Below are 21480 nucleotides of genomic sequence, written 5' to 3' on the forward strand. Positions count from 1 at the left end.
CCGCGTCGACGGTCACCTCCGACGCGGGGTGATCAAGCCCGACTCGTACGCCCACACCACCAACTGGGCGCGGTCGCGGCAGTGCAGCTTGGTCATCGCCCGATTGACGTGCGTCTTGGCGGTCAACGGACTGATCACCATTCGCCGGGCGATCTCGTCGTTGCTCAGCCCGTTGCCGACCAGCTCGACGATCTCCTGCTCGCGGGCGGTGAGCACCTCACGTCCGGCTGCCGGTTCGGCCGGCGGTGGACCGGACACGAACTCGCTGATGAGCGTCCGCGTGACGGCCGGCGCGAGCAGTGCGTCGCCGCGAGCCACCACGGTGACTGCCTGCAACAGGTCGGCCGGGTCCGCGTCCTTCAGCAGGAAACCACTGGCCCCCGCACGCAGGGCGGCGAACACGTAGGAGTCGAGCCCGTAGTTGGTGACAATGAGGACGTGGACCGCGCCGAGGTCCGGATCGGCGGCGATGCGGCGGGTCGCCTCGATGCCGTCGAGCCCCGGCATCTGCACGTCCATCAGCACCACGTCCGGGCGCAGACGTCGCGACAGGTGGACGGCAGCGGCACCGTCGCCGGCCTCGCCAACGACCTCCAGGTCGTCCTCCGCGTCGAGCAGGGCCCGGAAACCGGCACGCATCAACGCCTGATCGTCGGCGAGCAGAACCCGGATCATGCCGGCTCCTCCCTCCGGTCGGCACCGTCACGATCCGTCGCGGACTGAGCTGGTTGGACCTCGCGCGGGCGCTGGGTCGGGGCGGGAGTGTGCAGCGGGAACGTGGCCCGTACCGTGAATCCGTTGTCATCGGCGGCGGCATGCAGGGTGCCGCCCAGTCCGGTCACCCGTTCGCGCATGCCGCGCAGGCCCACGCCCGGTGTCATCGGCTGAGCCGGTGACCCGCGACCGTCGTCGGTGACCGAGACGGCGAGCTGCGCCGGAGCGTACTCGACATGGACGTGCGCGGTGGCGGGGCCGGCGTGCCGAGCCACATTCGTCAGTGCTTCCTGGACGACGCGGTACCCGGCCTGGTCGACCTCCGCGGGCAGGTCCCCGACCGCACCGGTGACCGTGACCTGCACCGGGACGCCGACGGCCCGGGTCCGCGCGGCGAGTTCGTCCACCCGGGCCAGCCCGAGGCGGTCCTCGTCGGCGGGTGAGCGCAGGACGTCGAGCGTGACCCGCAACTCCCGCATCGCGGCGCTGCTGGCCTCCTGGATCGCCAGCAGCGTGGCCGACGGCTCCTCGCCGCGCTTGCGGGCGAGGTGCACGGCGATCCCGGCCTGTACCTTGATCACCGAGATGCTGTGGGTCAGGGAGTCGTGCAGGTCGCGGGCGATGCGCAGGCGCTCCTCGCCGGCCCGACGCAGCGCCACCTCCTCGCGGGTGCGTTCGGCATCGATCGCCCGCTGCTCGACCTGTTCCAGGTACGCCCGGCGCTGCCGTGCCACGAGACCCGCGACGTTCGCCGCTACGAACCAGCCCAGTAGGAGTGCGGTTCGCTCGACGATCAGCTGACCGGGCCGGCCGGTCGGGGTCACCGCGACGTCCCGGGCCAGGAACCCGCCGAGGAAGACGAGACTGGCGACCACTGCGGCGACCCGCTGCCCCCGCCAGGCGGCGACGTAGACCGCGGCGAGCGCCGGGAACGCCGCGGACACCCCCGGATGCACCCGGACGTGCAGGGCCAGCATGGCGACGGTCACCACGCCCAACGCCACAGCCGGATACCGCCGGCACACCGCCAGGGCGACAGCCATGGCCAGGACCAGGGCGACGTCGAGCGCCCCGATCGCCGCCGCGTCCGGCGCGAGCGCGGCGTTTGCGAGCAGGAGGCCGCCGAGGGCGAGGCCGCTGAGGGCGTACGGCAGGTCGCGACGCATCGTCGAAGCGTAGAACGGTCCGGACGCACCGGCGTCCACCGCTCGCGGTAGGAGGACGTACCGCGGACGCGGTAGCCGCAGCCGGCCGAGTGCCTGCGACGGCACGACGTTTTCCCGGCTCGTCGAGGCGAGCATCGGACCCATGACATACCGCTTCTCCACCCCAGTGCGAGCCTCGGCCGCGACCGGCCTGACCGCGACGGTCTACCGGCAGTTGTCCGAGGACTTCCTCGGTCCACTGCCCACCTTCCAGGTGCTCGCGGCAGTGCCGGAGGTGCTCGCCGCGACCTGGGCACTGATGCGTGAGGCACTGCTCGCCGGGGACCTGTCCCGGGTCGACCGGGAACTCGTCGCGGCGGCGGTGTCGCGGGCCAACCGCTGCCAGTTCTGCATCGACGCCCACGCGATGCTGCTGCACGCCCTCGGCGAATCGAAGCTCGCCGAGGTCGTCATCCGGGACGAGACCCCAACCGAAGCGCGGCGTGCCGAACTCGTCGCCTGGGCGAAGGCGAGCCGCAACCCCGGGACCGCCGGCTGGACCAGCCCGTACCAGCCTGAGATCACCGGCACCGTGCTCGCCTTCCACTTCATCAACCGGGTGGTGTCCGCCCTGCTCGGTCCCGACCTGCTTCCCGGCGGCCTGCAACGGTCCCCGCTGACGCGGTCGGTAGGGGGCTGGTTCTCCGCCCGGGCGGCCCGGGGACCGAAGGAACCCGGCCGGAGTCTCGCGCTCCTACCCGCCGGCACGCCGGCGGCACCCGACTGGGCGGGGGACAGCCCGGTCGGCGTCGCCTACGCGGCCCTGACGCAAGCCGCCGCGCGGGGCGGGGACCTGCTGGGCGACGTTGCCCGCCAGACCGTCACGGGCACCGTGCGCTGGGAGGACGGGCGGTTTCCGGCCCGACCGGCGGACTGGGCCGTCGACCTGGTCCGGGACGTGCCGGGCCGGGATCGCGTCGGAACGCGGATCGCCCTGCTGGCCGCGTTCGCACCGAGCGCGATAAGCGTTGGCGACGTCGCTCTGTGGCGGCTCTCCCATCCCGCCGACGCCGACCTCGTCCGCCTTGTCGCGTACGGGGCGATCACGGCCACCGACCACGTCGCCCGGGCACTGGCCGCGGCGCACCACTAGGAGACCACAATGCGTAAGGCATTCGTCATCATCAGCGCCCTGTTGCTCGTCTCGTTCGCCCTGCAGTTCGTCTTCGCCGCCGTCGGCGCGTTCACGAAACCCGCGGCCGACGACTCGTACGCCCTGCACAGCGTCAACGGGATGGCGGTCATCCCGGTGCTCACCCTGCTCACCGCGCTGTTCGCGGCGCTGGCGAAGGCACCGGGTCGGCTCGTCGCACTGGCGCTCCTGCCGCTCGGCCTCGTCGTCGTGCAGGCGCTCATCGCCATGCTCGCCCGCGCTGCCACTGACGCCGCGGGCGTCAGCACCCCGCTCGGTCTGATCATCGGTGGGCTGCACGCCGTCAACGGGATCATCGCGGTGCACGTCGTGGTCGGCGTCCACCAGGCGGCGCGAAGGCTGACGGCGCCGGTCGCCACCGCTGACCTGCCGGTCCGCCCGGGGGCGCCGGTATGACCACCGGCTCGCTGCTCGCCGTCGATCTCGTGATCGCCGTCCTCACGGCCGCCGGTTGGCTCGGCGCCGGCTCGGCGGCGGTCGCGAGGCGTCGTCCGCTCGCCCTGGCGCTGGCGGCCCTCGCCCTGCTCGCCACGCTGGCCCGCGCGATCACGATCATCGGGCTCGCTCGCGCCGGCTGGTGGTTCGCGGGGGAGAAGGTGCTTGTCACAGGTCCACTGTCGCTCGCGGCGGTGGCCGTGGCCGGGCCGCGGTTGCTGCCGGTCCCGGGCGACATCAGGTCCGTCGCGGTCCCGCTGCTCTTCGCCGGGTACGCCACAAGCAGCGCCCTGTTCGTGACGGTTCTGCACGGCTATCCCGCGTCGGCGGGCGCGGGTCTGCTCGCCGTCGCCGGGACCGTCACGGCGACGGCGGTATCGTGGCGGGCCGTCGGTGCGCGCCCGTCGCGGGCGATGTCCCGGGCGGCTCTCGTGGTGGCGGTCGGCGCGTTGGTGACCGGGACCGGGCTGACTGTCGTTCCGGCTGCCGCGCCCGCCGTACCCCATGATCATGGGTACCGGGATGCGCGGACCGCCGACGAGCCGACCCGGCGGTTCACTCTGACGGCCGGGACCGCCACGGTGCGCGCGGACGGCCGAGACGTCGCGGCGTGGGCGTTCAACGCGCAGGTACCCGGGCCGGAGCTGACCGCCACGGTCGGCGATGTCATGCAGGTGACGCTGCGCAACCGGGACATCGGGCGTGGGGTCACGCTGCACTGGCACGGGTACGACGTGCCGAACAGTCAGGACGGGGTGCCGGGCGTGACGCAGGCCGCGGTGCTGCCGGGGCAGGAGTTCGTCTACCGGTTCCGCGCCGATCAGGCCGGAACGTACTGGTACCACACGCATTCGGTCTCCGATGTCGGCGTCCGGATGGGGCTCTACGGAGTCCTGGTGGTCCGCCCGGGGCCGACGGCCGGCCTCGACGTCACGGTGCCGGTGCACACCCTGGTGGGCCGGCCGTTGCCCGCACCGAGAACGGAGCGCGTCGAGGCGGGTCAGCCGGCACGGCTGCGGCTGATCAACACCGACAGTACGACGCACCGCTACGCCCTGGCCGGGACCGCCTTCCGGGTCGCCGCGATCGACGGCGTCGACCTGGAAGGCCCGACGTCGCTCGTGGACACCGCTGTGCTGATCCCCGCCGGGGGTCGCTACGACCTGGTGTTCACCGCACCAGCCACGCCTGTGGCGTTGTTCGTCGACGGGCGGGTGGTCTATTCCACCGGGGCGGTGTCCACGTCGACGGGCGACTGGCCGGTGTTGGATCCGCTCGACTACGGCGCTGCCGTCGCGGTGCCCTGGTCGCGGTTCGACCGGAGCCTCACACTGGTGCTCGATCGCGGACTCGATCTGCACGGCCTGCTCCCGCGCTACGCGCACACCGTCAACGGCGCGGCCGCCCCGGACATCCCACCGCAGGTCGTACGCCTCGGCGACGTCGTCAGGTTCACCATCGTCAACCGGTTCCAGGTCGTGCACCCGTGGCATCTGCACGGCCACCACGTCCTGGTGCTGTCGCGCGACGGAGAGCCGGCGGCCGGGAGTCCGTTGTGGCTGGACTCGTTCGACGTCCGGCCGGGCGAGGTGTGGGAGGTGGCGTTCCGCGCCGACAACCCGGGGGTGTGGGCCAACCACTGCCACAATCTGGCGCACGCCGACGCCGGCATGACGCTGCACCTGATGTATTCGTGAGCCTCCGACCGACGAGAAATCGAAACTCGTGAGTTCGAGGTTGAGGGTATGGGAGCGCTCCCGTAACATACCTGTCGCGGCCTGTTAACGCTCACAAACGCGACCACGCCAGCGATCACCACCAATGCATGGCCGCCGCCCCCCTCAGGAAGGTGCTCTATGACCAGATCCAGATACACAAATGTCGGTCTGGCGTCGGCCGGCGTCGCCCTACTCGTCTCGACGACTGTCGTCGCGGCGCTGCCGGCCGGTGCCGCGGCGGCGGGCTGTTCGGTCGACTACGCCGTGCCGTCGCAGTGGCAGGGTGGATTCAGCGCCAACGTGTCGATCACCAACCTGGGTGACCCACTGAACGGCTGGACGTTGACGTGGTCCTATGCCGCCGGGCAGACGGTCACCCAGGCGTGGAGCACCGCGTTGACGCAGAGCGGCTCCGCGGTCACCGCGGCGAACGTGAGCTACAACGGCTCGGTCCCGACCAACGGCACTGTGTCGTTCGGGTTCAACGGTTCCTGGACGGGCAGCAACCCCGCGCCGACGAGCTTCGCGCTCAACGGTGTGGCGTGCACCGGCAACCCGGTGACGCCGCCCCCGACGACGACGCCCCCGCCGACCAGCCCACCGCCGACCACCCCGCCCCCGACGACGCCCCCACCGACCACCCCGCCTCCGACGACACCGCCGCCGAACGGCTGCGACCTGCCCTCGTCGTACCGGTGGTCGTCGACCGGATCGCTGGCGAACCCGAAGTCCGGGTGGGTGTCGCTCAAGGACTTCACCGTGGCGCCGTACAACGGTCAGCAGTTGGTCTACGCGACCACGCACGACTTCGGGACCAGGTGGGGTTCGATGAACTTCGGTCTGTTCACGAACTACTCGCAGATGGCCTCGGCGAGTCAGAACGGGATGAACTCGGGGACTGTGGCGCCATCGTTGTTCTACTTCGCGCCGAAGAACATCTGGGTGCTCGCCTATCAGTGGGGTGGGCCGGCGTTCTCGTACCGGACTTCGAGTGACCCGACGAATCCGAATGGTTGGTCGGCGGCGCAGACGCTGTTCACCGGGAGCATCACGGGTTCGGGGACGGGTCCGATCGATCAGGCGCTGATCGGTGACGGGACGAACATGTACCTGTTCTTCGCCGGTGACAACGGCAAGATCTACCGGGCCAGCATGCCGATCGGGAACTTCCCGGGTAACTTCGGTAGCAGCTACACGACGATCATGAGTGACACGACGAACAACCTGTTCGAGGCGCCGCAGGTGTACAAGCTGCAGGGTCTGAACAAGTACCTGATGATCGTCGAGGCGATCGGTTCGCAGGGTCGGTACTTCCGCTCGTTCACGGCGACCAGCCTGAACGGTTCGTGGACGCCGCAGGCCGCGTCTCAGAGCAACCCGTTCGCGGGCAAGGTCAACAGTGGTGCGACCTGGACCAACGACATCAGCCACGGTGAGTTGCTGCGGACCAGCGCCGACCAGACGATGACTGTCAACGCCTGCAACCTGCAGTTGCTCTACCAGGGCCGCTCGCCCAGCTCCGACGGTGTCGACTACGGCCTCCTGCCGTACCGGCCGGGTCTGCTGACCCTGCAGCGTTAACCTGCCTGACCGCGAGACGGGGCGGGCTCGGCGTTCGCTGAGCCCGCCCACTCGTGCGCCGGCCGGCCACCGGCTCGGAGGCGGTGGGCGGTGTAGCGCCCACTACCGCATCCGCCCCCGCGGAGGTGGCCGCCGGCCGCTCGCCACGAGAGCGAAACGCCGAAGTCCTCGTCGGGGCGGACGCTGGCGGGAGAGTTTGGGATGATGCGCCGGTCTACCTGCGACATCACCTGAGCTGAAGGGATTCCCGCGATGGCAAAGGTCATCTCCACCCTGTTCATCTCTGCCGACGGGGTGGCCGAGATCGACCCCGACTGGCACTTCCCGTACTTCGACGAGAACATGGGCCGCGCCGTCACCGAGGACTATGAGACCGGCGACGTGCTGCTCATCGGCCGTGAGACCTACGACAGCTTCGCCGGCGCGTGGCCCGACCGGGAGGCCGCCGGCGGGGAGGACGCGCCGTTCGCCAAGCAACTCGGGGACATCCGCAAGGTCGTCGTCTCCCGCCAACCGCTGACGTTCTCCTGGCGAAACTCCGAGCTGATCGCCGGTGATCTCGTCGATGCCGTCGCGTCGCTCAAGGCCGACGAAGGAGTGCGCGGCATCCTCATCCCCGGGTCCATCTCTGTCGTGCAGCAGTTGCTGGCCGCGGGGCTGGTCGACGAGCTGCGCCTGCTGGTGCATCCGGTGGCGGCGCGTAAGGGCCGCAAGCTCTTCGACGAGGGCGACCAGGCGTACCACCTGCGGGTGCTGGCGACCGAGGCGTTTCCGACGGGCGTGCTGCGCGTGATCTACGCGCCGGCCGCCGCACCCGGAAAGGTCGGCTACGACGACGTCAAGGACCAGGTGCCGGCCGGGCAGTAGCCAGGCACCCGGCTGCGGCCCGATCGGATCCCGAGGCGGGTCGTTAGTGGCGAGACCGGCGCGGCCGGCGCAGCGCGCCGGGGCTGAGCACCACCGTGCCGTCCCACACCTCGGAACACAATTTAGTGAGGCTCATCGATATTGACGTGCGGCGTCGGCGGCGACAGGATCGCGGCACCACCACCCCCGTGATCCCCTCTGGGAGGCGTCATGACCCGTCCCCGCCTGCCCCTCCTACCCCGCCTGCGGGCAGCCAGCCGGTTGGCCACACTCGCCGTGGCCACCGTCGGCGTGCTGCTCACCGTCGCCACACCCGCCAGCGCCGCCGTACCCGCCGGCAGGTACGTCGCGCTCGGCGACTCGTACACCGCCGGTCCGCTGGTCCCCACCCAGGTCGACCTGAACTGCCTGCGCTCCAACCGCAACTACCCCTCGCTGGTGGCCGCCGCCGCGGGCTCGTCGTCGTTCGCCGACGTGAGCTGCTCCGGCGCCACCACCGACGACATCCTCTACGGGGGCAGCGGCCAGTTGGGTGTCACGCTGCCACCGCAGCTCAACGCGGTCACGTCCACCACGGCGCTGGTGACGGTGCAGATCGGCGGCAACGACATCGGCTTCGCCGGCATCATCGGCGACTGTGCCGAGGCGAGCCTCAGCAGCCCGCTCGGGTCGCCGTGCAAGAACCGGTACACCGCCGGAGGTGTCGACCAGTTGCAGGCGCGGATCGTCGCCGCCACGCCGAAGGTGACCGCCGTGTTGCGGGCGGTCCGCCAGGCCGCGCCGGGCGCGCGGGTCGTGGTCCTCGGTTACCCGGCGATCCTGCCGGACACCGGTTACGGCTGCTGGCCGGTGGTCCCGATCGCCTACCAGGACGTGCCGTACCTGCGCGGCGTCGAGAAGTCGCTGAACGCGATGCTGGCCAGCGCCGCGAGTGCCAACGGCGCCAGCTACGCCGACGTCTACACCCCGTCGATCGGCCGTGACGCGTGCAAGGGCAGCGGCACCCGGTGGGTCGAGGGGTTGGTGCCCCAGAACTCGGCAGCACCGTTCCACCCGAACGCCCGAGGTGAGCAGGGCATGGCCACCGCCCTGCTCGCTCGGCTGAACAGCTGACCTGACCCGCGATCGGTCGAGCCGGCCCCGTCGGACGTGGCGGGGCCGGTGCGGGACGTCAGTGCGGCCGGCGCGGCGACGCCCAGCCGCGCTCGTGCAGTCGTTCGATGCCGTCCAGCAGCAGGTCCAGCGCGAACTCGAACTCGAACTGGTCGTCGCAGCCCTGCCCCAGCACGGACGCGTCGTCGTGGGACGCCGCCATGGCGATCTCCGCGACGTGCGGGAACATGGCCGCCACCTCGGGTGGCAGGGCCGCCGGCGGGGCCGGCTCGGTCCGGCCGGACCGACCGGCGCGCCGGTCGGCGTCGAACAGCTCCTGGCTGAAGCCCAGGACCCGGCTGCCCATCGCGTGCATCACGTGGTGGGCCAGATCGACGGAGAATCCGCCGGCCCGCAACGTCCCGATCACGGCGTCGAGGTAGGCCAGCACGGCCGGCGTCGCCATGTTGCGCGACTCGATCGCCAGCGGTGCCCAGGGGTGGCGCTGCAGCACCTCGCGCGCCGAGAGGATGCGCTGGCGGACTGCGGGCTTCCAGTCGGCACCGACCTCGGGCGCGCCGATCTCGCCGACGACCACGTCGATCATGCCGTCGAGCAGTTCGTCCTTGTTGGCCACGTGCTTGTAGAGCGCCATCGGCACGACGCCCAGGTCCTGGGCCAGGTTGCGCATGCTGACGGACTCGATCCCGGCCTCGTCGGCGAGCGCGACGGCGGCGCGGAGGACCCGGTCCCTGCTCAGTGGCGTGCGGCGCAGCGTCTCCGCCTGCTCGGCCATCTCGCTCCTCGTCGTCCGGTGGACAACCGAACCCTAATCCCCTTGACAGGTGTACGGCGTACACCTAGCCTTTTCCGCATCAGGTGTACGCCGTACACCTAGGGAGGGGTGCACTCATGAAGGCGATCGTCCAGGACCGGTACGGCCCACCCGACACACTCACCCTCGCCGACGTGGACACGCCGGTGCCCGCCCCCGACGAGGTGCTCGTGCGGGTGGAGGCGGCGGCACTCAACGCGTACGACTGGCATGCCATGCGCGGCGATCCACGGCTGGCGCGGCTGGCGCTGGGCCGCTCCCGGCCCCGGGCCCGCATCCGGGGCCGGGACTTCGCCGGCCGGGTCGAGGCCGTCGGCGCCCACGTTCGGGAGTTCCAGCCGGGTGACGCCGTCTTCGGCGACCTCGGTGACGCCAACGGCGCCTTCGCGCAGTACGTGTGTGTGCCCGAGAGCCTGGTCGCGGCGAAGCCGGCGAACCTGACGGCGCAGCAGGCCGCCGCCCTGCCACTGGCCGGCGTCACCGCACTCATGGGCCTGGCCGCCGGGCCGGTCGAGCCCGGCCACCGCGTGCTCGTCAACGGCGCCTCCGGCGGGGTCGGCACGCTGGCGGTCCAGTTGGCCACCGCGCTCGGCGCGACAGTGACCGCCGTGTGCAGCACCCGCAACGTCGAACTCGTCAGTTCCCTCGGCGCCGACCACGTCGTCGACTACACCCGCGACGACTTCGCGCTCGACACCCGCCGCTACGACGTGGTGTTCGACCTGGTCGGCAACCGCTCACTGCGGGCGCTGCGACGGGTGCTGACCCCGACCGGGACGCTTGTGCTCTCCGGCGGCGGTGTGTACCGCGGCGGCAGCCTCGTCGGGCCGATCGGGCTGATCGCGCGCGGCCGGCTGCTGGCCCCTTTCGTCCGACACCGCATCGTCGTCCTCACCACCGTGCCCGCCCGGCAGCACCTCGACACGCTGCGCGCCCACGCCGAAGCCGGCCGCCTCACCCCGGTCATCGACCGCAGCTATCCCCTGCACGAGGTGCCCCGGGCCATCCGGTACCTCGAAGGCGAGCACGCGCGGGCCAAGGTCGTCATCACCGTCTGACCCGGCCGGAACCCCGCCCCACCAGCGGTCCGGGAGCCGACCCGGCGTCCCCGTGCTTGAGATCGAGGAGTCCGGGGTACCGAGGGTGTCATGCCGATTGTGGGGCAAGTCGTCGGAGACCGTTACCGTCTGGTCGAGAGCATCGCCAGCGGTGGGATGGGTGACGTCTGGCGGGCGGTCGACGAGACCCTGGACCGCTGCGTCGCGGTCAAGATGCTGCAACCTCGACTGGTCGCCGACGCCGGCTTCGGCGAGCGGTTCCGGCGCGAGGCCCGGGCGATGGCGGCCCTGCGTCATCCCGGCATCGCCCAGGTCTACGACTACGGTGAGGTGTCCGGGCCCGACGCGCTCGCGTACATCGTGATGGAGTGCGTGCAGGGTCAGCCCCTGTCGGAGCGGATCGCCGAGGTCGGCCGGCTGGACGCGGCCGAGACGATGTCGATCGCCGCGCAGACCGCCCGTGCGCTGCAGGCCGCCCACGACGCCGGCGTGGTGCACCGTGACGTCAAGCCCAGCAACCTGATCATCGAGCCGGACGGGCACGTCGTGCTCGTCGACTTCGGCGTCGCGGTGACCCAGGAGGCGGCGAGCCTGACCGGCACGAACCAGGTCGTCGGTACCGCCCTCTACATGGCACCCGAGCAGGTAGTGCGGAACGAGACCAGGCCGGCGATCGACATCTACGCGCTGGGGGCCGTCGTCTACCACTGCCTCGCCGGCAGGCCCCCGCACGAGGGTGAGAACGCGGTGGCGGTGGCGCTGCGGCATCTCGACGAGGAGCCACAGCCGCTGCCCGAGGACGTGCCGGCGGCGGTCCAGCGGCTGGTCGCCACCGCGATGGCCAAGGAGCGGGCTCGGCGCTTCCCGACGGCTGCGGCGATGGCCGCGGCGGCGCAGGCGCTCGCGGGTCCGTCCGACGAGCTGCTGCGGACCGCCGTCGCGCCACTGGTCGGAGCGCCGGCCGAGCGTACCCAGGTCCAGCGGCCGGTCGTCGGCAGCGCGGCGACGCGGCCGGGCGGCGGCCCGGGCCCGAAGGTGCTCGCGATGCTGCTCGGATCGATGGCCGCCGCGGCCGCCGTGCTGGTGTTCGCCGATCCCATCGGGATGATGCCGGGCCGGAGCGACAAACCGTCGACGCCGCCCTCGGTGTCGCCGACGCTGCCGTCGCAGCGCGGGCCCGGCCCGGGCGTCGGCGGCGGTGAACCGGACACCCGCGGGTCGGCCGGCCTGCCGGTCCGCGCGACCGGATCGCCGACCCCGACGCCCAGCGGTTCGGCCGGCGCGGCCCCGGCCGGCCAGCCGACGCCGCCCGGCGAGAACACCGGCGGTGCGTCCGAGCCGGCCTCGCCCGAGAGCACGGCGGCGGACCCGACGACAGCGCCGGCGGATGAACCGACGGCGGCGCCGACCGGGACAGCCGACGACGAGCCGGCGGCGGATCCGACGAAGGAGCCGTCGGCCGAGGAGTCGGCAGCGCCGGAATCGGCAGGACAGGAGTCGGCAGCACAGGAGTCGGCCGTCCCGCAGGTCTGACGACGCACCGCTGGCGTGGCGGCCGAGGCCGCCACGCCAGCGATGGTGTCAGGAGGTGGTGCGGCTCAGCCGGTGCGGCAGGTGACCGTCGGCCAGTTCCAGTTGCCGTTGGCCATGATCGTGATTCCGAAGTTGTTGCCGTTGCCGTTCGGCCTGGCGGTGACGGTACCGCTGGTGCCGCTGACGGAGGCGTTCCAGCTGTTCTGGATGCTCTGGCCACCACCGAGGCCGAGGCTGACCACCCAGTTGCTGGTGCCGCTGACCGCGACGTTCAGGTTGAACCGGTCACCCCACTGCTGACCCGCGGAGAGCGACGCGTTGCAGTTGCCGGTCCCGGGGTTGCCGGTGGTGGGCGCGGAGGTCGGCCCGGAGGTCGGGTTGCCGCCGCCACCCTCCGAGACGGTGACGTCGGAGCTGCCCTGGCTCTGGTAGCCCTCGGTGGCCATGATCTGGTACGAGTGGTTGCTGCCCAGGTTCAGGCCGGCGCGGGCCCAGGCGTCGAAGTGGTTCGCGGTGGTGATGGTGCCACTCGAGCGCTTCGACTGGCGGACGCTCCAGTACTGGTAGAACGTCTGGTTACCGTCGATCGACGGGGCGTTCACCCGCTGGCTGCGCAGGATGTCGTAGGTGCCGCCGTCGGTGGTGACCGTGCCGAGCCGCTGGGCGCCGCTGCTCGGGTTGTAGCTACCGAAGTTCTCCACCACGTAGTACTCGATGAGCGGGTTGCGCGTCCATCCGTACAGGGCGAGGTAGGTGTTGTTGTTGCCCGGGTTGTAGTTGGCCGAGTAGCTGACCGTCCGCCGGGAGCCGGTGGCCCAGCCCTTGCCACCGACCCAGTTGTTGGTGCTGCGGTCCCAACTGCTGGAGTAACGACCGTTTTCGCGCAGCGTCATGCTGGCGTTGCCGCCGTCCTTCCAGAAGGAGAAGTAGTAGCCGTTGTGCGTGCCGGTCAGGCTCGAGGTGAGCGTCCGGTCGGCCTCGGCGTACGCGTTGGTGGCCGTCATCGTGCCGGTCACCGCCAGGACGGCGGCGCACGCGGCGCCGAGGAGCAACCGCATGCGGCCGCGTCCTCTTCGTGCGATGGGGATGTGGCTGGTGTCGCTCATGTGCGTGGTGCCTCCTCGTGACGGCTGGCGGGGGCCAGCAACGCGGCACGCCTCGGCAGGCTGCCGGTGGCCCGGTGCCGGCCACTGTCGTCGTGCCGCTCGGTGGTGGTTTGCCGGTCGTCCCGCACGACGACCGGCGCAGTGGTTCGCGGGGACTGACATTGACGGCGATTGAATGCCGTCGATGGGGACCGTATTAACCTGGTCGTCCCCTTGTCAACAATTTTCGGAAACATCGCGGTAGACCCGCGACGGCCAGCGGAGGTCGGACGGTTGGTGTCTATCCAGGTCAGTAGTCGATCAGTAGCGGCTGGGCCGCGACTGAGGCTCGGGTGGCCGTTCTGGGCGCGAGGGCTACCTTCCGAAAACTTCCGGACGCTTTCCGGACCCGAATCATCCGATGATCGCGCGAGGGATGCGGGTGGGGCGCCGGTCAGCGCGGCGGTAGGGCGTTGAGCCGCGCGGCCTGGCGGGTCAGATGGTCGCGCTCGGCCAGGTTGGACGCCTTCCGGGCCGCCTCGGCGTACAGTCGCGCGGCCGTCGCCACACTGCCGTCGCGCTCGTGCAGGTACGCCGCGACCGCCGTGAAGCGGGGCAGCGTGTCGGCAACCGCCGCGAGCGCCGCGAGACCGGCCCGCGCGCCGTCGGCCTCACCGACGGCCACCGCGCGATTGAGCCGGACGATCGGGCTGTCGGTAAGCCGGGCGAGTTCGTCGTACCACTCGACGATCTGCACCCAGTCGGTCTGCTGCGCGGTGGGCGCGTCGGCGTGCAGTGCCGCGATGGCCGCCTGGGCCTGGAACTCGCCCAGCCGGTCGCGGGCGAGGGCCGCCTGGAGGATCTCGACGCCCTCGGCGATCGACGCGGTGTCCCACCGGCCGCGGTCCTGTTCGGCGAGCGGCACCAGGGTGCCGTCGGGCGCGATCCGGGCGGCCCGCCGGGCGTGGTGCAGCAGCATGAGGGCGAGCAGGCCGGCCACCTCGGGGTGGTCGATGGCCGCCGCGAGCTGCCGGGTCAGCCGGATGGCCTCGGCGGCGAGGTCGACATCGCCGGAGTAGCCCTCGTTGAAGACCAGGTAGAGCACGCGCAGCACGGTCGCGACGTCGCCGGGTTGGTCGAACCGCACCGCGGCGACGGTGCGTTTCGCCCGGCTGATCCGTTGCGCCATCGTCGCCTCGGGGACCAGGTAGGCGTGCGCGATCTGGCGGGTGGTCAGGCCACCGACGGCGCGCAACGTGAGCGCTACCGCCGACGACGGCGTCAGCGACGGGTGGGCGCAGAGGAAGTAGAGCCACAGCGTGTCGTCCACCGCTGGCACGGGCCCGGGTGGCGGCTCCTCGTCCGCGGCGTCCTCGCGTCGGCGACGTGCCGCGTCCGCCCGGGTCGCGTCGAGGAACCGGCGCCAGGCCACGGTGACCAGCCAGCCCTTCGGGTCGCGCGGCGGGTCGGCCGGCCAGCCGCGCACCGCCTCGACAAGCGCGTCCTGCACGGCGTCCTCGGCCGCCGCGAAGTCGGCTCCGCGGCGGACGAGGATGCCGAGCACGCTCGGCGTGAGGCCCCGCAGCAGGGACTCGTTCACTCGGTGATGGTGGGCGGCTCGGTCAGGAACGGGCGCAGCTCGAGCCACTCGTGGATCGGCTTGCCGCCCGCACCCGGGGCGGCCGACAGCTCCCCGGCCAGCTCGACGGCGCGCTCGTAGCTGTCGACGTCGATCACCATCCAGCCGGCGATGAGGTCCTTGGTCTCGGCGAACGGGCCGTCGGTGACCGGCGGTTGACCCTCGCCGTCGTAGCGGACGAACGTCCCGGTGGGGGCGAGCGCCTGCGCGTCGACGAACTCGCCGGTCTCCTCGAGGCGGGCCGCGAAGTCGCGCATGTACTGCATGTGGGCCGAGACCTCCGCCGGCGCCCACTGGTCCATGGGTACGTCGTTGACCGCCGTGGGGCCGCCTCGGTAGTGCTTGAGCAGCAGGTACTTGGCCATCGTGACTCTCCTCGACGCTGGTGCGCGACCCGTCGTGGTCGCGTTCACCCCGGGGACGGAGCCAGGTGTCGGTTCTCGACATGGCCGTCCGGATTATTTTTTACTATCGCGGCGGGCCTGGGTGAATCCTTCGCCACGGCGGCGCGTCGACCCGGCTAAAACTTGATCCGTTCCAGAAAAGTGGGCTAGTGTTCGGCAGGTGATGTCCGACTTCGAGGCGCAACTGCGGGCCGCCTCGCTGCGGGTGACCCGGCCCCGATTGGCGGTGCTCGCGGCGTTGCGTGACCACCCGCACATCGGCACCGACGCGGTGATCGCGCTGGTGCGGGCCGATCATCCGACGGTCTCCCACCAGGCGGTGTACGACGTGCTGCGTGTCCTCACCGACGCTGGTCTGGTCCGGCGTATCCAGCCGGCCGGCGCGACCGCCCGCTACGAGTCCCGGGTCGCGGACAACCACCACCATGTCGTCTGCCGCTCCTGCGGTGTGATCGCCGACGTCGACTGCGCCGTCGGTCACGCCCCCTGTCTCACCGCCCCCGTCGACCACGGTTTCGTGGTCGACGAGGCGGAGGTCGTCTACTGGGGCAGCTGCCCCGACTGCGCGGCCACCCGTACGCCCCAGAGATCCGCAAGCTCGGAAGGAAGTTCATGAGCGACACCCAGGACAACCGCCCCACCAGTGCACAGGGCGTGGACCAGAAGGCAGCGGCCGGCTGCCCGGTGGCGCACGACTCGGTGACCGCGCACGGCAGCGAGAGCGAGAACCCGGCGATCGACTCGCCGACCCCGAAGACCGGCGGCCGTCCGCGCACCAACCGGGACTGGTGGCCCAACCAGCTCGACCTCTCGGTGTTGCACGCCCACTCGTCCAAGGGCAACCCGCTGGGGGAGGACTTCAGCTACGCCAAGGAGTTCGCCAAGCTCGACGTCGAGGCCCTCAAGCGGGACATCGTCGAGGTGCTCACCACCTCGCAGGACTGGTGGCCGGCCGACTTCGGCCACTACGGCGGCCTGATGATCCGGATGAGCTGGCACTCTGCCGGCACGTACCGCATCGAGGACGGCCGCGGTGGCGCCGGCGACGGCGGCCAGCGCTTCGCGCCGCTGAACAGCTGGCCGGACAACGCCAACCTCGACAAGGCGCGTCGGCTGCTCTGGCCGGTCAAGCAGAAGTACGGCCAGAAGATCTCCTGGGCCGACCTGATCGTGCTGGCCGGCAACGTGGCCCTGGAGTCGATGGGCTTCAAGACCTTCGGCTTCGGCTTCGGCCGGGAGGACGTCTGGGAGCCCGAGGAGATCTTCTGGGGTCCGGAGGACACCTGGCTCGGTGACGAGCGGTACGCCTCCGAGAAGGAGATGGCGGCCGGCGTCGGCTCGACCGAGATGGGTCTCATCTACGTCAACCCGGAGGGCCCGCGTGGTAACGCGGACCCGGCCGCCGCGGCGCACTTCATCCGGGAGACCTTCGGCCGGATGGCGATGAACGACGAGGAGACCGTCGCTCTCATCGCCGGTGGTCACACCTTCGGCAAGACCCACGGTGCCGCTGTCGCCGACAACCACGTCGGCCCGGAGCCCGAGGGTGCCCCGCTGGAGGCGCAGGGTCTCGGCTGGCTGAGCACCCACGGCAGCGGCAAGGGTGCCGACACGATCACCAGCGGTCTCGAGGTGACGTGGACCGACGTGCCGACCCAGTGGAGCAACCGCTTCTTCGAGATCCTGTTCGGCTACGAGTGGGAGCTGACCACCAGCCCGGGTGGCGCGAAGCAGTGGGTCGCCAAGGACGCCGAGGCGATCATCCCGGACCCGTTCGACCCGGCGAAGAAGTACAAGCCGACGATGCTCACGACGGACCTGTCGCTGCGCGTCGACCCGGCGTACGAGAAGATCTCGCGCCGTTTCCTGGAGAACCCCGACGAGTTCGCGTTGGCCTTCGCCAAGGCCTGGTACAAGCTGCTGCACCGGGACATGGGACCGATCGAGCGTTTCCTCGGCCCGTGGGTGGCCGAGCCGCAGCTGTGGCAGGACCCGGTGCCGGCCGTCGACCACGAGCTTGTCGGTGACGCCGACGTCGCCGCGCTCAAGGCGAAGGTCCTGGAGTCCGGTCTGACGACCGCCCAGCTGGTCTCCACCGCCTGGGCGTCCGCCGCGAGCTTCCGGCACACCGACAAGCGCGGCGGTGCGAACGGCGCGCGGATCCGCCTGGAGCCGCAGCGCAACTGGGAGGTCAACCAGCCCGAGCAGCTGGCGACGGTGCTCGGTGTCCTGGAGGGCATCCAGCGGGAGTTCAACGAGGCCGGCGGCGCGAAGATCTCGCTCGCGGACCTCATCGTGCTGGCCGGTTCGGCAGCCGTCGAGAAGGCGGCGCGGGACGCCGGCGTCGAGGTGACGGTGCCGTTCCGGCCGGGTCGCACGGACGCCACCCAGGAGCAGACCGACGTCGAGTCGTTCCGCGTCATGGAGCCGCGCGCCGACGGGTTCCGCAACTACCTGCGTCCGGGTGAGAAGACCCAGCCGGAGGTGCTGCTCATCGACCGCGCGTACATGCTCAACCTGACCGCGCCGGAGATGACCGTCCTCGTCGGCGGCCTGCGCTCCCTCGGTGCCAACACCGGTGGCAGCCAGCACGGTGTCCTCACCGACCGGCCGGGCGTGCTCAGCAACGACTTCTTCGCGAACCTGCTCTCCCCGGGCACCCGGTGGACCGTGTCGAAGTCCGAGGAGCACGTGTACGAGATCCGCGACCTGGCCACCGACGAGGTGAAGTGGACCGCCAGCGCGGTTGACCTCATCTTCGGCTCCAACTCGCAGCTGCGCGCCCTCGCCGAGGTGTACGCCAGCCAGGACGCCCGCGACAAGTTCGTGGCCGACTTCGTGACCGCCTGGACCAAGGTCATGGAGCTGGACCGGTTCGACGTCGCCTGACCGGCATCCACCGACGAGCCCCGGCCGACGCACCAGTGCGTCGGCCGGGGCTCGTCGGCGTCGTCGACGATCAACACACCGGCCGGATGTGCCGGACGCACGCGGGGCGGTCCGGTGGTCGTCACCGTTTCTTCACGTCCCTCAGGCCCGTGCGTGGTTCAGTTGCCGACCTCGAGGGCGGCCATGAACGCCGTCGGGTATCGGTCTCCACGGGCTGACCCGGCCGGCACCGCCTTCTCGATCTCGGCCAGGTCGTCGCCGGTCAGCTCCAGGCCGATCGCCGGAAGTGCCTCGGCCAGCCGCTCCCGGGTGCGGGCGCCGATGAGCGGGACGATGCGCTCGTCCTGCGCGGCGACCCAGGCGATCGCCAACTGGGCGACCGTGCAGCCCTTGGCGTCGGCGACCCGGCGCAGGGAGTCCACCAGGGTCAGGTTGTGCGCGGTGTTCTCCTCGGAGAAGCGTGGGCTGTGGTTGCGGTGGTCGCCGTCGCGGCCGGGCGCCCAGTGCCCGCTGAGCAGGCCCCGGCTGAGCACGCCGTACGCGGTCAGCCCGATGCCCAGCTCACGCAGCGTCGGCAGCACCTCGGCCTCGATCGCCCGTGACAGCAGCGAGTACTCGATCTGCAGGTCAGCGATCGGGTGCACGGCATGGGCCCGGCGGATCGTGGCAGCCCCGACCTCGGACAGCCCGGCATACCGGACGTACCCCGCCTCGATCAGCTCCTTGATCGCGCCGATGGTGTCCTCGACCGGCACCTGCGGGTCGACCCGGGCCGGGCGGTAGATGTCGATGTGGTCGACCCCGAGGCGGGTCAGCGTGTACGACAGGAAGTTCTTGACCGCCTCGGGCCGACCGTCGGCGCCGGAGAACCGCATGCCGGGCCCGACCAGCTGACCGAATTTGACACTGAGTTGATAGCTGTCCCGGTCCCGGCCGCGCAGCGCCTCGCCGAGCAGCAGCTCGTTGTGGCCCATGCCGTAGAAGTCGGCGGTGTCGATAAGCGTGACGCCGGCCTCCAGCGCGGCATGCACGGTGGCGATGCTCTCACCGCGGTCGGCCGGCCCGTACGAGCCGGACATGCTCATTCCGCCCAGACCCAGCGCGGAGACGGTCGGACCGTGCTCACCAAGAGTTCGTTTCTGCATGTCCCCAGCCTGCGCCGGATCCGCCGGACCCGGGAGCGGAGCGCTTGTCGTGGGAGCGCCGCTCCCTGTCTCCCGGCCACCCGGCGAGGGAGCATGGTCGCATGGAACGTGACGAGCTGGCCGATTTCCTGCGCCGCCGCCGGGAGACGATCCGCCCGGCCGAGGTCGGCCTGGCCGACGGGCCGCGCCGCCGCACCACCGGTCTGCGCCGGGAGGAGGTGGCGATGCTGGCCGGCATGTCGGTGGACTACGTGGTCCGCCTGGAGCAGGGCCGCAGCAGCCAGCCGTCGACGCAGCTGCTGGTCGCGCTGGCCCGTGCGCTGCGGCTGTCCGACGACGAACGGGACCACCTGTTCCGCCTGGCCGGGCACCAACCGCAGCCGGGCGCCGACACCGCCCGGCTGGCCCGGGCCGGTCTGCTGCGGATGCTGGACCTGCTCGGTGACACCCCGGCTATGGTCATCTCCGACCTGGGCGTGGTGCTGGCTCAGAACCGGGCGTCGATGCTGCTGGCCGGTGACCACACCGGTTTCACCGGCTACCGCCGCTACCTGATCTATCGCTGGTTCACCGAACCGGACACGCACCCCGTCTCGTCCGTTCCGGAACGCGAACGGCTGGGCCGGCAGCACGTGGCCGATCTGCGCGCGGTGGCTGGCCGACGGGCAGGCGACCCGGAGGTCGCCGGCCTGATCGCGACCCTCCGCACCGCCAGCGCCGACTTCGATCGGCTGTGGGCGGAACACGAGGTTGCGGTACGCCGCAGCGACCGCAAGACGTTCGAGCACCCGCGGGTCGGCCGGCTCACCATGGACTGCGAAACCCTGGTCACCCCGGATCTGGGCCAGCAGCTGCTGGTGCTGACGCCGGCCGACGACGAGGCCCGCGAGCGCCTGTCGCTGCTACGGGTCCTCGGCACCGAGGAGTTCCCGGCGCCGGTCACGACTGACGGTCGGTAGCCCCTTCGCCGGTACGAATATCGACGCATCCGGGCCGGCTCCCCGTGGCGCGACATCCCGGTGACCGCACCTCGGGACCAGATTGGCGACCACACTGGACAGGAACTGAGCCACTCATTCATCCCCGAGTACCACCACAGAACAAAACCCATCCCGCAGGCAGTGCTGGACGAAGCGGACCTGCTTGGCATCACGATCCGAGACAGCAACGGTAAGCTGCATCCGTCGCCGGCCAAGGGAGATGCGTGTCTGAGCCAACAGGTCCGGTGACCTACAGCCGCCGGTGGTCCTTTCGGCGACACAAGCCGATCGAACCCATGTCGGCGCAGCAAGCTGCCGCCCGAGACGCGGCAGGGGAGTTCTACACCGTTGCCTTGCGCGACCCGTCCGGCGCCGCTGCGCCTGATGCGGTCATCGAGATTGCGTGGGGCAACAATCACGTCGGTGTCTGGTTTTTCGATGAGTACGGCCGCCAACCACTGAGGTATTCCTTTCGTCGCAGCAATGATCACCTGTTTCTCCATGGCATCACTCAGTGGGACTATCCCGACGAGAGCGCGGCAACCCTCTCCGGCGCTACCCGAGTGGACAAGTTCCAGTTCGGCGAGGACGGCGTCGCTCAGCGGCTAAACAGCAACGACGCCACCAGAGAGACCACCAAGGAAGACCGCAGCGGCGTCAACGTCTCCACCCACTGGGAGTCGTTCCCGCGCTTTGGTGAATGGGCATCTCTCGCGCGCTGGAAGCGCGGGACGTCCGTCTCCTGATCTCGCATCCGCTCAACTCGCCTGTCGTCGTTGCGGCGGGTCGCGACCACAGAAACCGCATCCCGATGTTCCAACCACACCCTTTGGGCTTCGACTTGCCGTAGGCCTCGTCCATCGTCACCCACCCCACCGGCACCCCCGCGACAGGTGCTGACGCGCCCGCCGCCGCAGCTCCGAACGGCGAAACCGAGACCCGATACGGGCATGCAGCCGGTCCACTGCCTTTGCAGTACTAGCTAGGGCACGCTCGCGGACCGGCGGAAGGTGCCGCTGCCCGGCAACGCGCCGGCGATGATGACCGCCGGACCGACCGCTCGGCGAGGTTGTCGGGGGCGACAACTCGCACTCGACGGGCGTCCAGCCGGACAGCTACCCTTTGGCCCCGCATGCCCATCGATGTG

19 protein-coding genes are annotated in these 21480 nt (G+C 70.9%); 12 read left to right on the forward strand and 7 right to left on the reverse strand.

The window, feature by feature from the left end:
* Positions 1-12 precede the first annotated feature (12 nt).
* Both AB0B86_RS22765 and AB0B86_RS22770 read right to left on the reverse strand, forming a co-directional pair.
* Entirely contained in the window at positions 13-675 is a 663-nt protein-coding gene (locus AB0B86_RS22765) for a response regulator transcription factor (RefSeq protein ID WP_357419783.1), read from the reverse strand.
* Positions 672-1880, reverse strand: coding sequence for a sensor histidine kinase (locus AB0B86_RS22770; RefSeq protein WP_357419784.1), 1209 nt, complete (start codon positions 1878-1880; stop codon positions 672-674). The genes AB0B86_RS22765 and AB0B86_RS22770 overlap by 4 nt, the downstream gene beginning before the upstream one ends.
* A 142-nt stretch (positions 1881-2022) precedes the next feature.
* Here AB0B86_RS22770 and AB0B86_RS22775 point away from each other — a divergent pair, with 142 nt between their 5' ends.
* From AB0B86_RS22775 to AB0B86_RS22800, 6 genes are all read left to right on the forward strand, one after another.
* Positions 2023-3012 carry a carboxymuconolactone decarboxylase family protein gene (locus tag AB0B86_RS22775; protein ID WP_357408166.1) on the forward strand — a complete coding sequence of 330 codons (990 nt, stop codon included), beginning with the start codon at positions 2023-2025 and terminating at the stop codon, positions 3010-3012.
* A 9-nt stretch (positions 3013-3021) separates the two neighbouring features.
* Entirely contained in the window at positions 3022-3468 is a 447-nt protein-coding gene (locus tag AB0B86_RS22780) for a DUF6220 domain-containing protein (protein ID WP_357408164.1), read from the forward strand.
* On the forward strand, positions 3465-5204 hold the full coding sequence (locus tag AB0B86_RS22785) for a multicopper oxidase family protein (protein ID WP_357419785.1): 1740 nt from the start codon (positions 3465-3467) through the stop codon (positions 5202-5204). Before AB0B86_RS22780 ends, AB0B86_RS22785 begins: the two co-directional genes overlap by 4 nt.
* Before the next feature lie 159 nt (positions 5205-5363).
* Entirely contained in the window at positions 5364-6806 is a 1443-nt protein-coding gene (locus tag AB0B86_RS22790; protein WP_357419786.1) for a non-reducing end alpha-L-arabinofuranosidase family hydrolase, read from the forward strand.
* A 252-nt stretch (positions 6807-7058) separates the two neighbouring features.
* On the forward strand, positions 7059-7673 hold the full coding sequence (locus AB0B86_RS22795) for a dihydrofolate reductase family protein (protein WP_357408158.1): 615 nt from the start codon (positions 7059-7061) through the stop codon (positions 7671-7673).
* A 210-nt stretch (positions 7674-7883) separates the two neighbouring features.
* On the forward strand, positions 7884-8786 hold the full coding sequence (locus tag AB0B86_RS22800) for an SGNH/GDSL hydrolase family protein (protein ID WP_357419787.1): 903 nt from the start codon (positions 7884-7886) through the stop codon (positions 8784-8786).
* 58 nt (positions 8787-8844) lie between these two features.
* On the opposite strand, the gene AB0B86_RS22805 is transcribed toward AB0B86_RS22800, so the two are convergent.
* Positions 8845-9561, reverse strand: a complete 717-nt coding sequence (locus tag AB0B86_RS22805) for a TetR/AcrR family transcriptional regulator C-terminal domain-containing protein (protein ID WP_357419788.1) — start codon at positions 9559-9561, stop codon at positions 8845-8847.
* Between the two features lie 116 nt (positions 9562-9677).
* Between AB0B86_RS22805 and AB0B86_RS22810 the strand changes: the two genes are divergently transcribed.
* Complete coding sequence (locus AB0B86_RS22810; protein ID WP_357408152.1) at positions 9678-10658, forward strand: NAD(P)-dependent alcohol dehydrogenase; 981 nt, start codon at positions 9678-9680, stop codon at positions 10656-10658.
* A gap of 90 nt (positions 10659-10748) precedes the next feature.
* Entirely contained in the window at positions 10749-12191 is a 1443-nt protein-coding gene (locus tag AB0B86_RS22815) for a protein kinase (protein ID WP_357419789.1), read from the forward strand.
* Between the two features lie 65 nt (positions 12192-12256).
* On the opposite strand, the gene AB0B86_RS22820 is transcribed toward AB0B86_RS22815, so the two are convergent.
* From AB0B86_RS22820 to AB0B86_RS22830, 3 genes are all read right to left on the reverse strand, one after another.
* A complete protein-coding gene (locus tag AB0B86_RS22820) occupies positions 12257-13249 on the reverse strand; it encodes a glycoside hydrolase family 11 protein (RefSeq protein WP_357413486.1) in 993 nt (330 codons plus the stop codon).
* A gap of 481 nt (positions 13250-13730) precedes the next feature.
* Entirely contained in the window at positions 13731-14876 is a 1146-nt protein-coding gene (locus tag AB0B86_RS22825; protein ID WP_357413488.1) for a DUF6596 domain-containing protein, read from the reverse strand.
* Positions 14873-15280, reverse strand: a complete 408-nt coding sequence (locus tag AB0B86_RS22830) for a YciI family protein (RefSeq protein WP_357413490.1) — start codon at positions 15278-15280, stop codon at positions 14873-14875. The genes AB0B86_RS22825 and AB0B86_RS22830 overlap by 4 nt, the downstream gene beginning before the upstream one ends.
* A 199-nt stretch (positions 15281-15479) precedes the next feature.
* Here AB0B86_RS22830 and AB0B86_RS22835 point away from each other — a divergent pair, with 199 nt between their 5' ends.
* Entirely contained in the window at positions 15480-15935 is a 456-nt protein-coding gene (locus tag AB0B86_RS22835; RefSeq protein WP_357413492.1) for a Fur family transcriptional regulator, read from the forward strand.
* Positions 15932-18208, forward strand: a complete 2277-nt coding sequence (gene katG / locus AB0B86_RS22840; protein ID WP_357413494.1) for a catalase/peroxidase HPI — start codon at positions 15932-15934, stop codon at positions 18206-18208. Before AB0B86_RS22835 ends, katG begins: the two co-directional genes overlap by 4 nt.
* Positions 18209-18366: 158 nt before the next feature.
* Here the strand turns inward: katG and AB0B86_RS22845 are convergent, their stop codons facing one another.
* A complete protein-coding gene (locus AB0B86_RS22845; RefSeq protein WP_357419790.1) occupies positions 18367-19353 on the reverse strand; it encodes an aldo/keto reductase in 987 nt (328 codons plus the stop codon).
* Between the two features lie 101 nt (positions 19354-19454).
* Here AB0B86_RS22845 and AB0B86_RS22850 point away from each other — a divergent pair, with 101 nt between their 5' ends.
* Both AB0B86_RS22850 and AB0B86_RS22855 read left to right on the forward strand, forming a co-directional pair.
* Entirely contained in the window at positions 19455-20312 is an 858-nt protein-coding gene (locus tag AB0B86_RS22850) for a helix-turn-helix transcriptional regulator (protein WP_357419791.1), read from the forward strand.
* Positions 20313-20557: 245 nt separating this feature from the next.
* Complete coding sequence (locus AB0B86_RS22855) at positions 20558-21079, forward strand: hypothetical protein (RefSeq protein ID WP_357419792.1); 522 nt, start codon at positions 20558-20560, stop codon at positions 21077-21079.
* Positions 21080-21480 lie beyond the last annotated feature (401 nt).

The sequence above is a fragment of the Micromonospora sp. NPDC049047 genome, assembly GCF_040649135.1.
In the GTDB taxonomy this organism is placed as follows: Bacteria; Actinomycetota; Actinomycetes; order Mycobacteriales; family Micromonosporaceae; genus Micromonospora.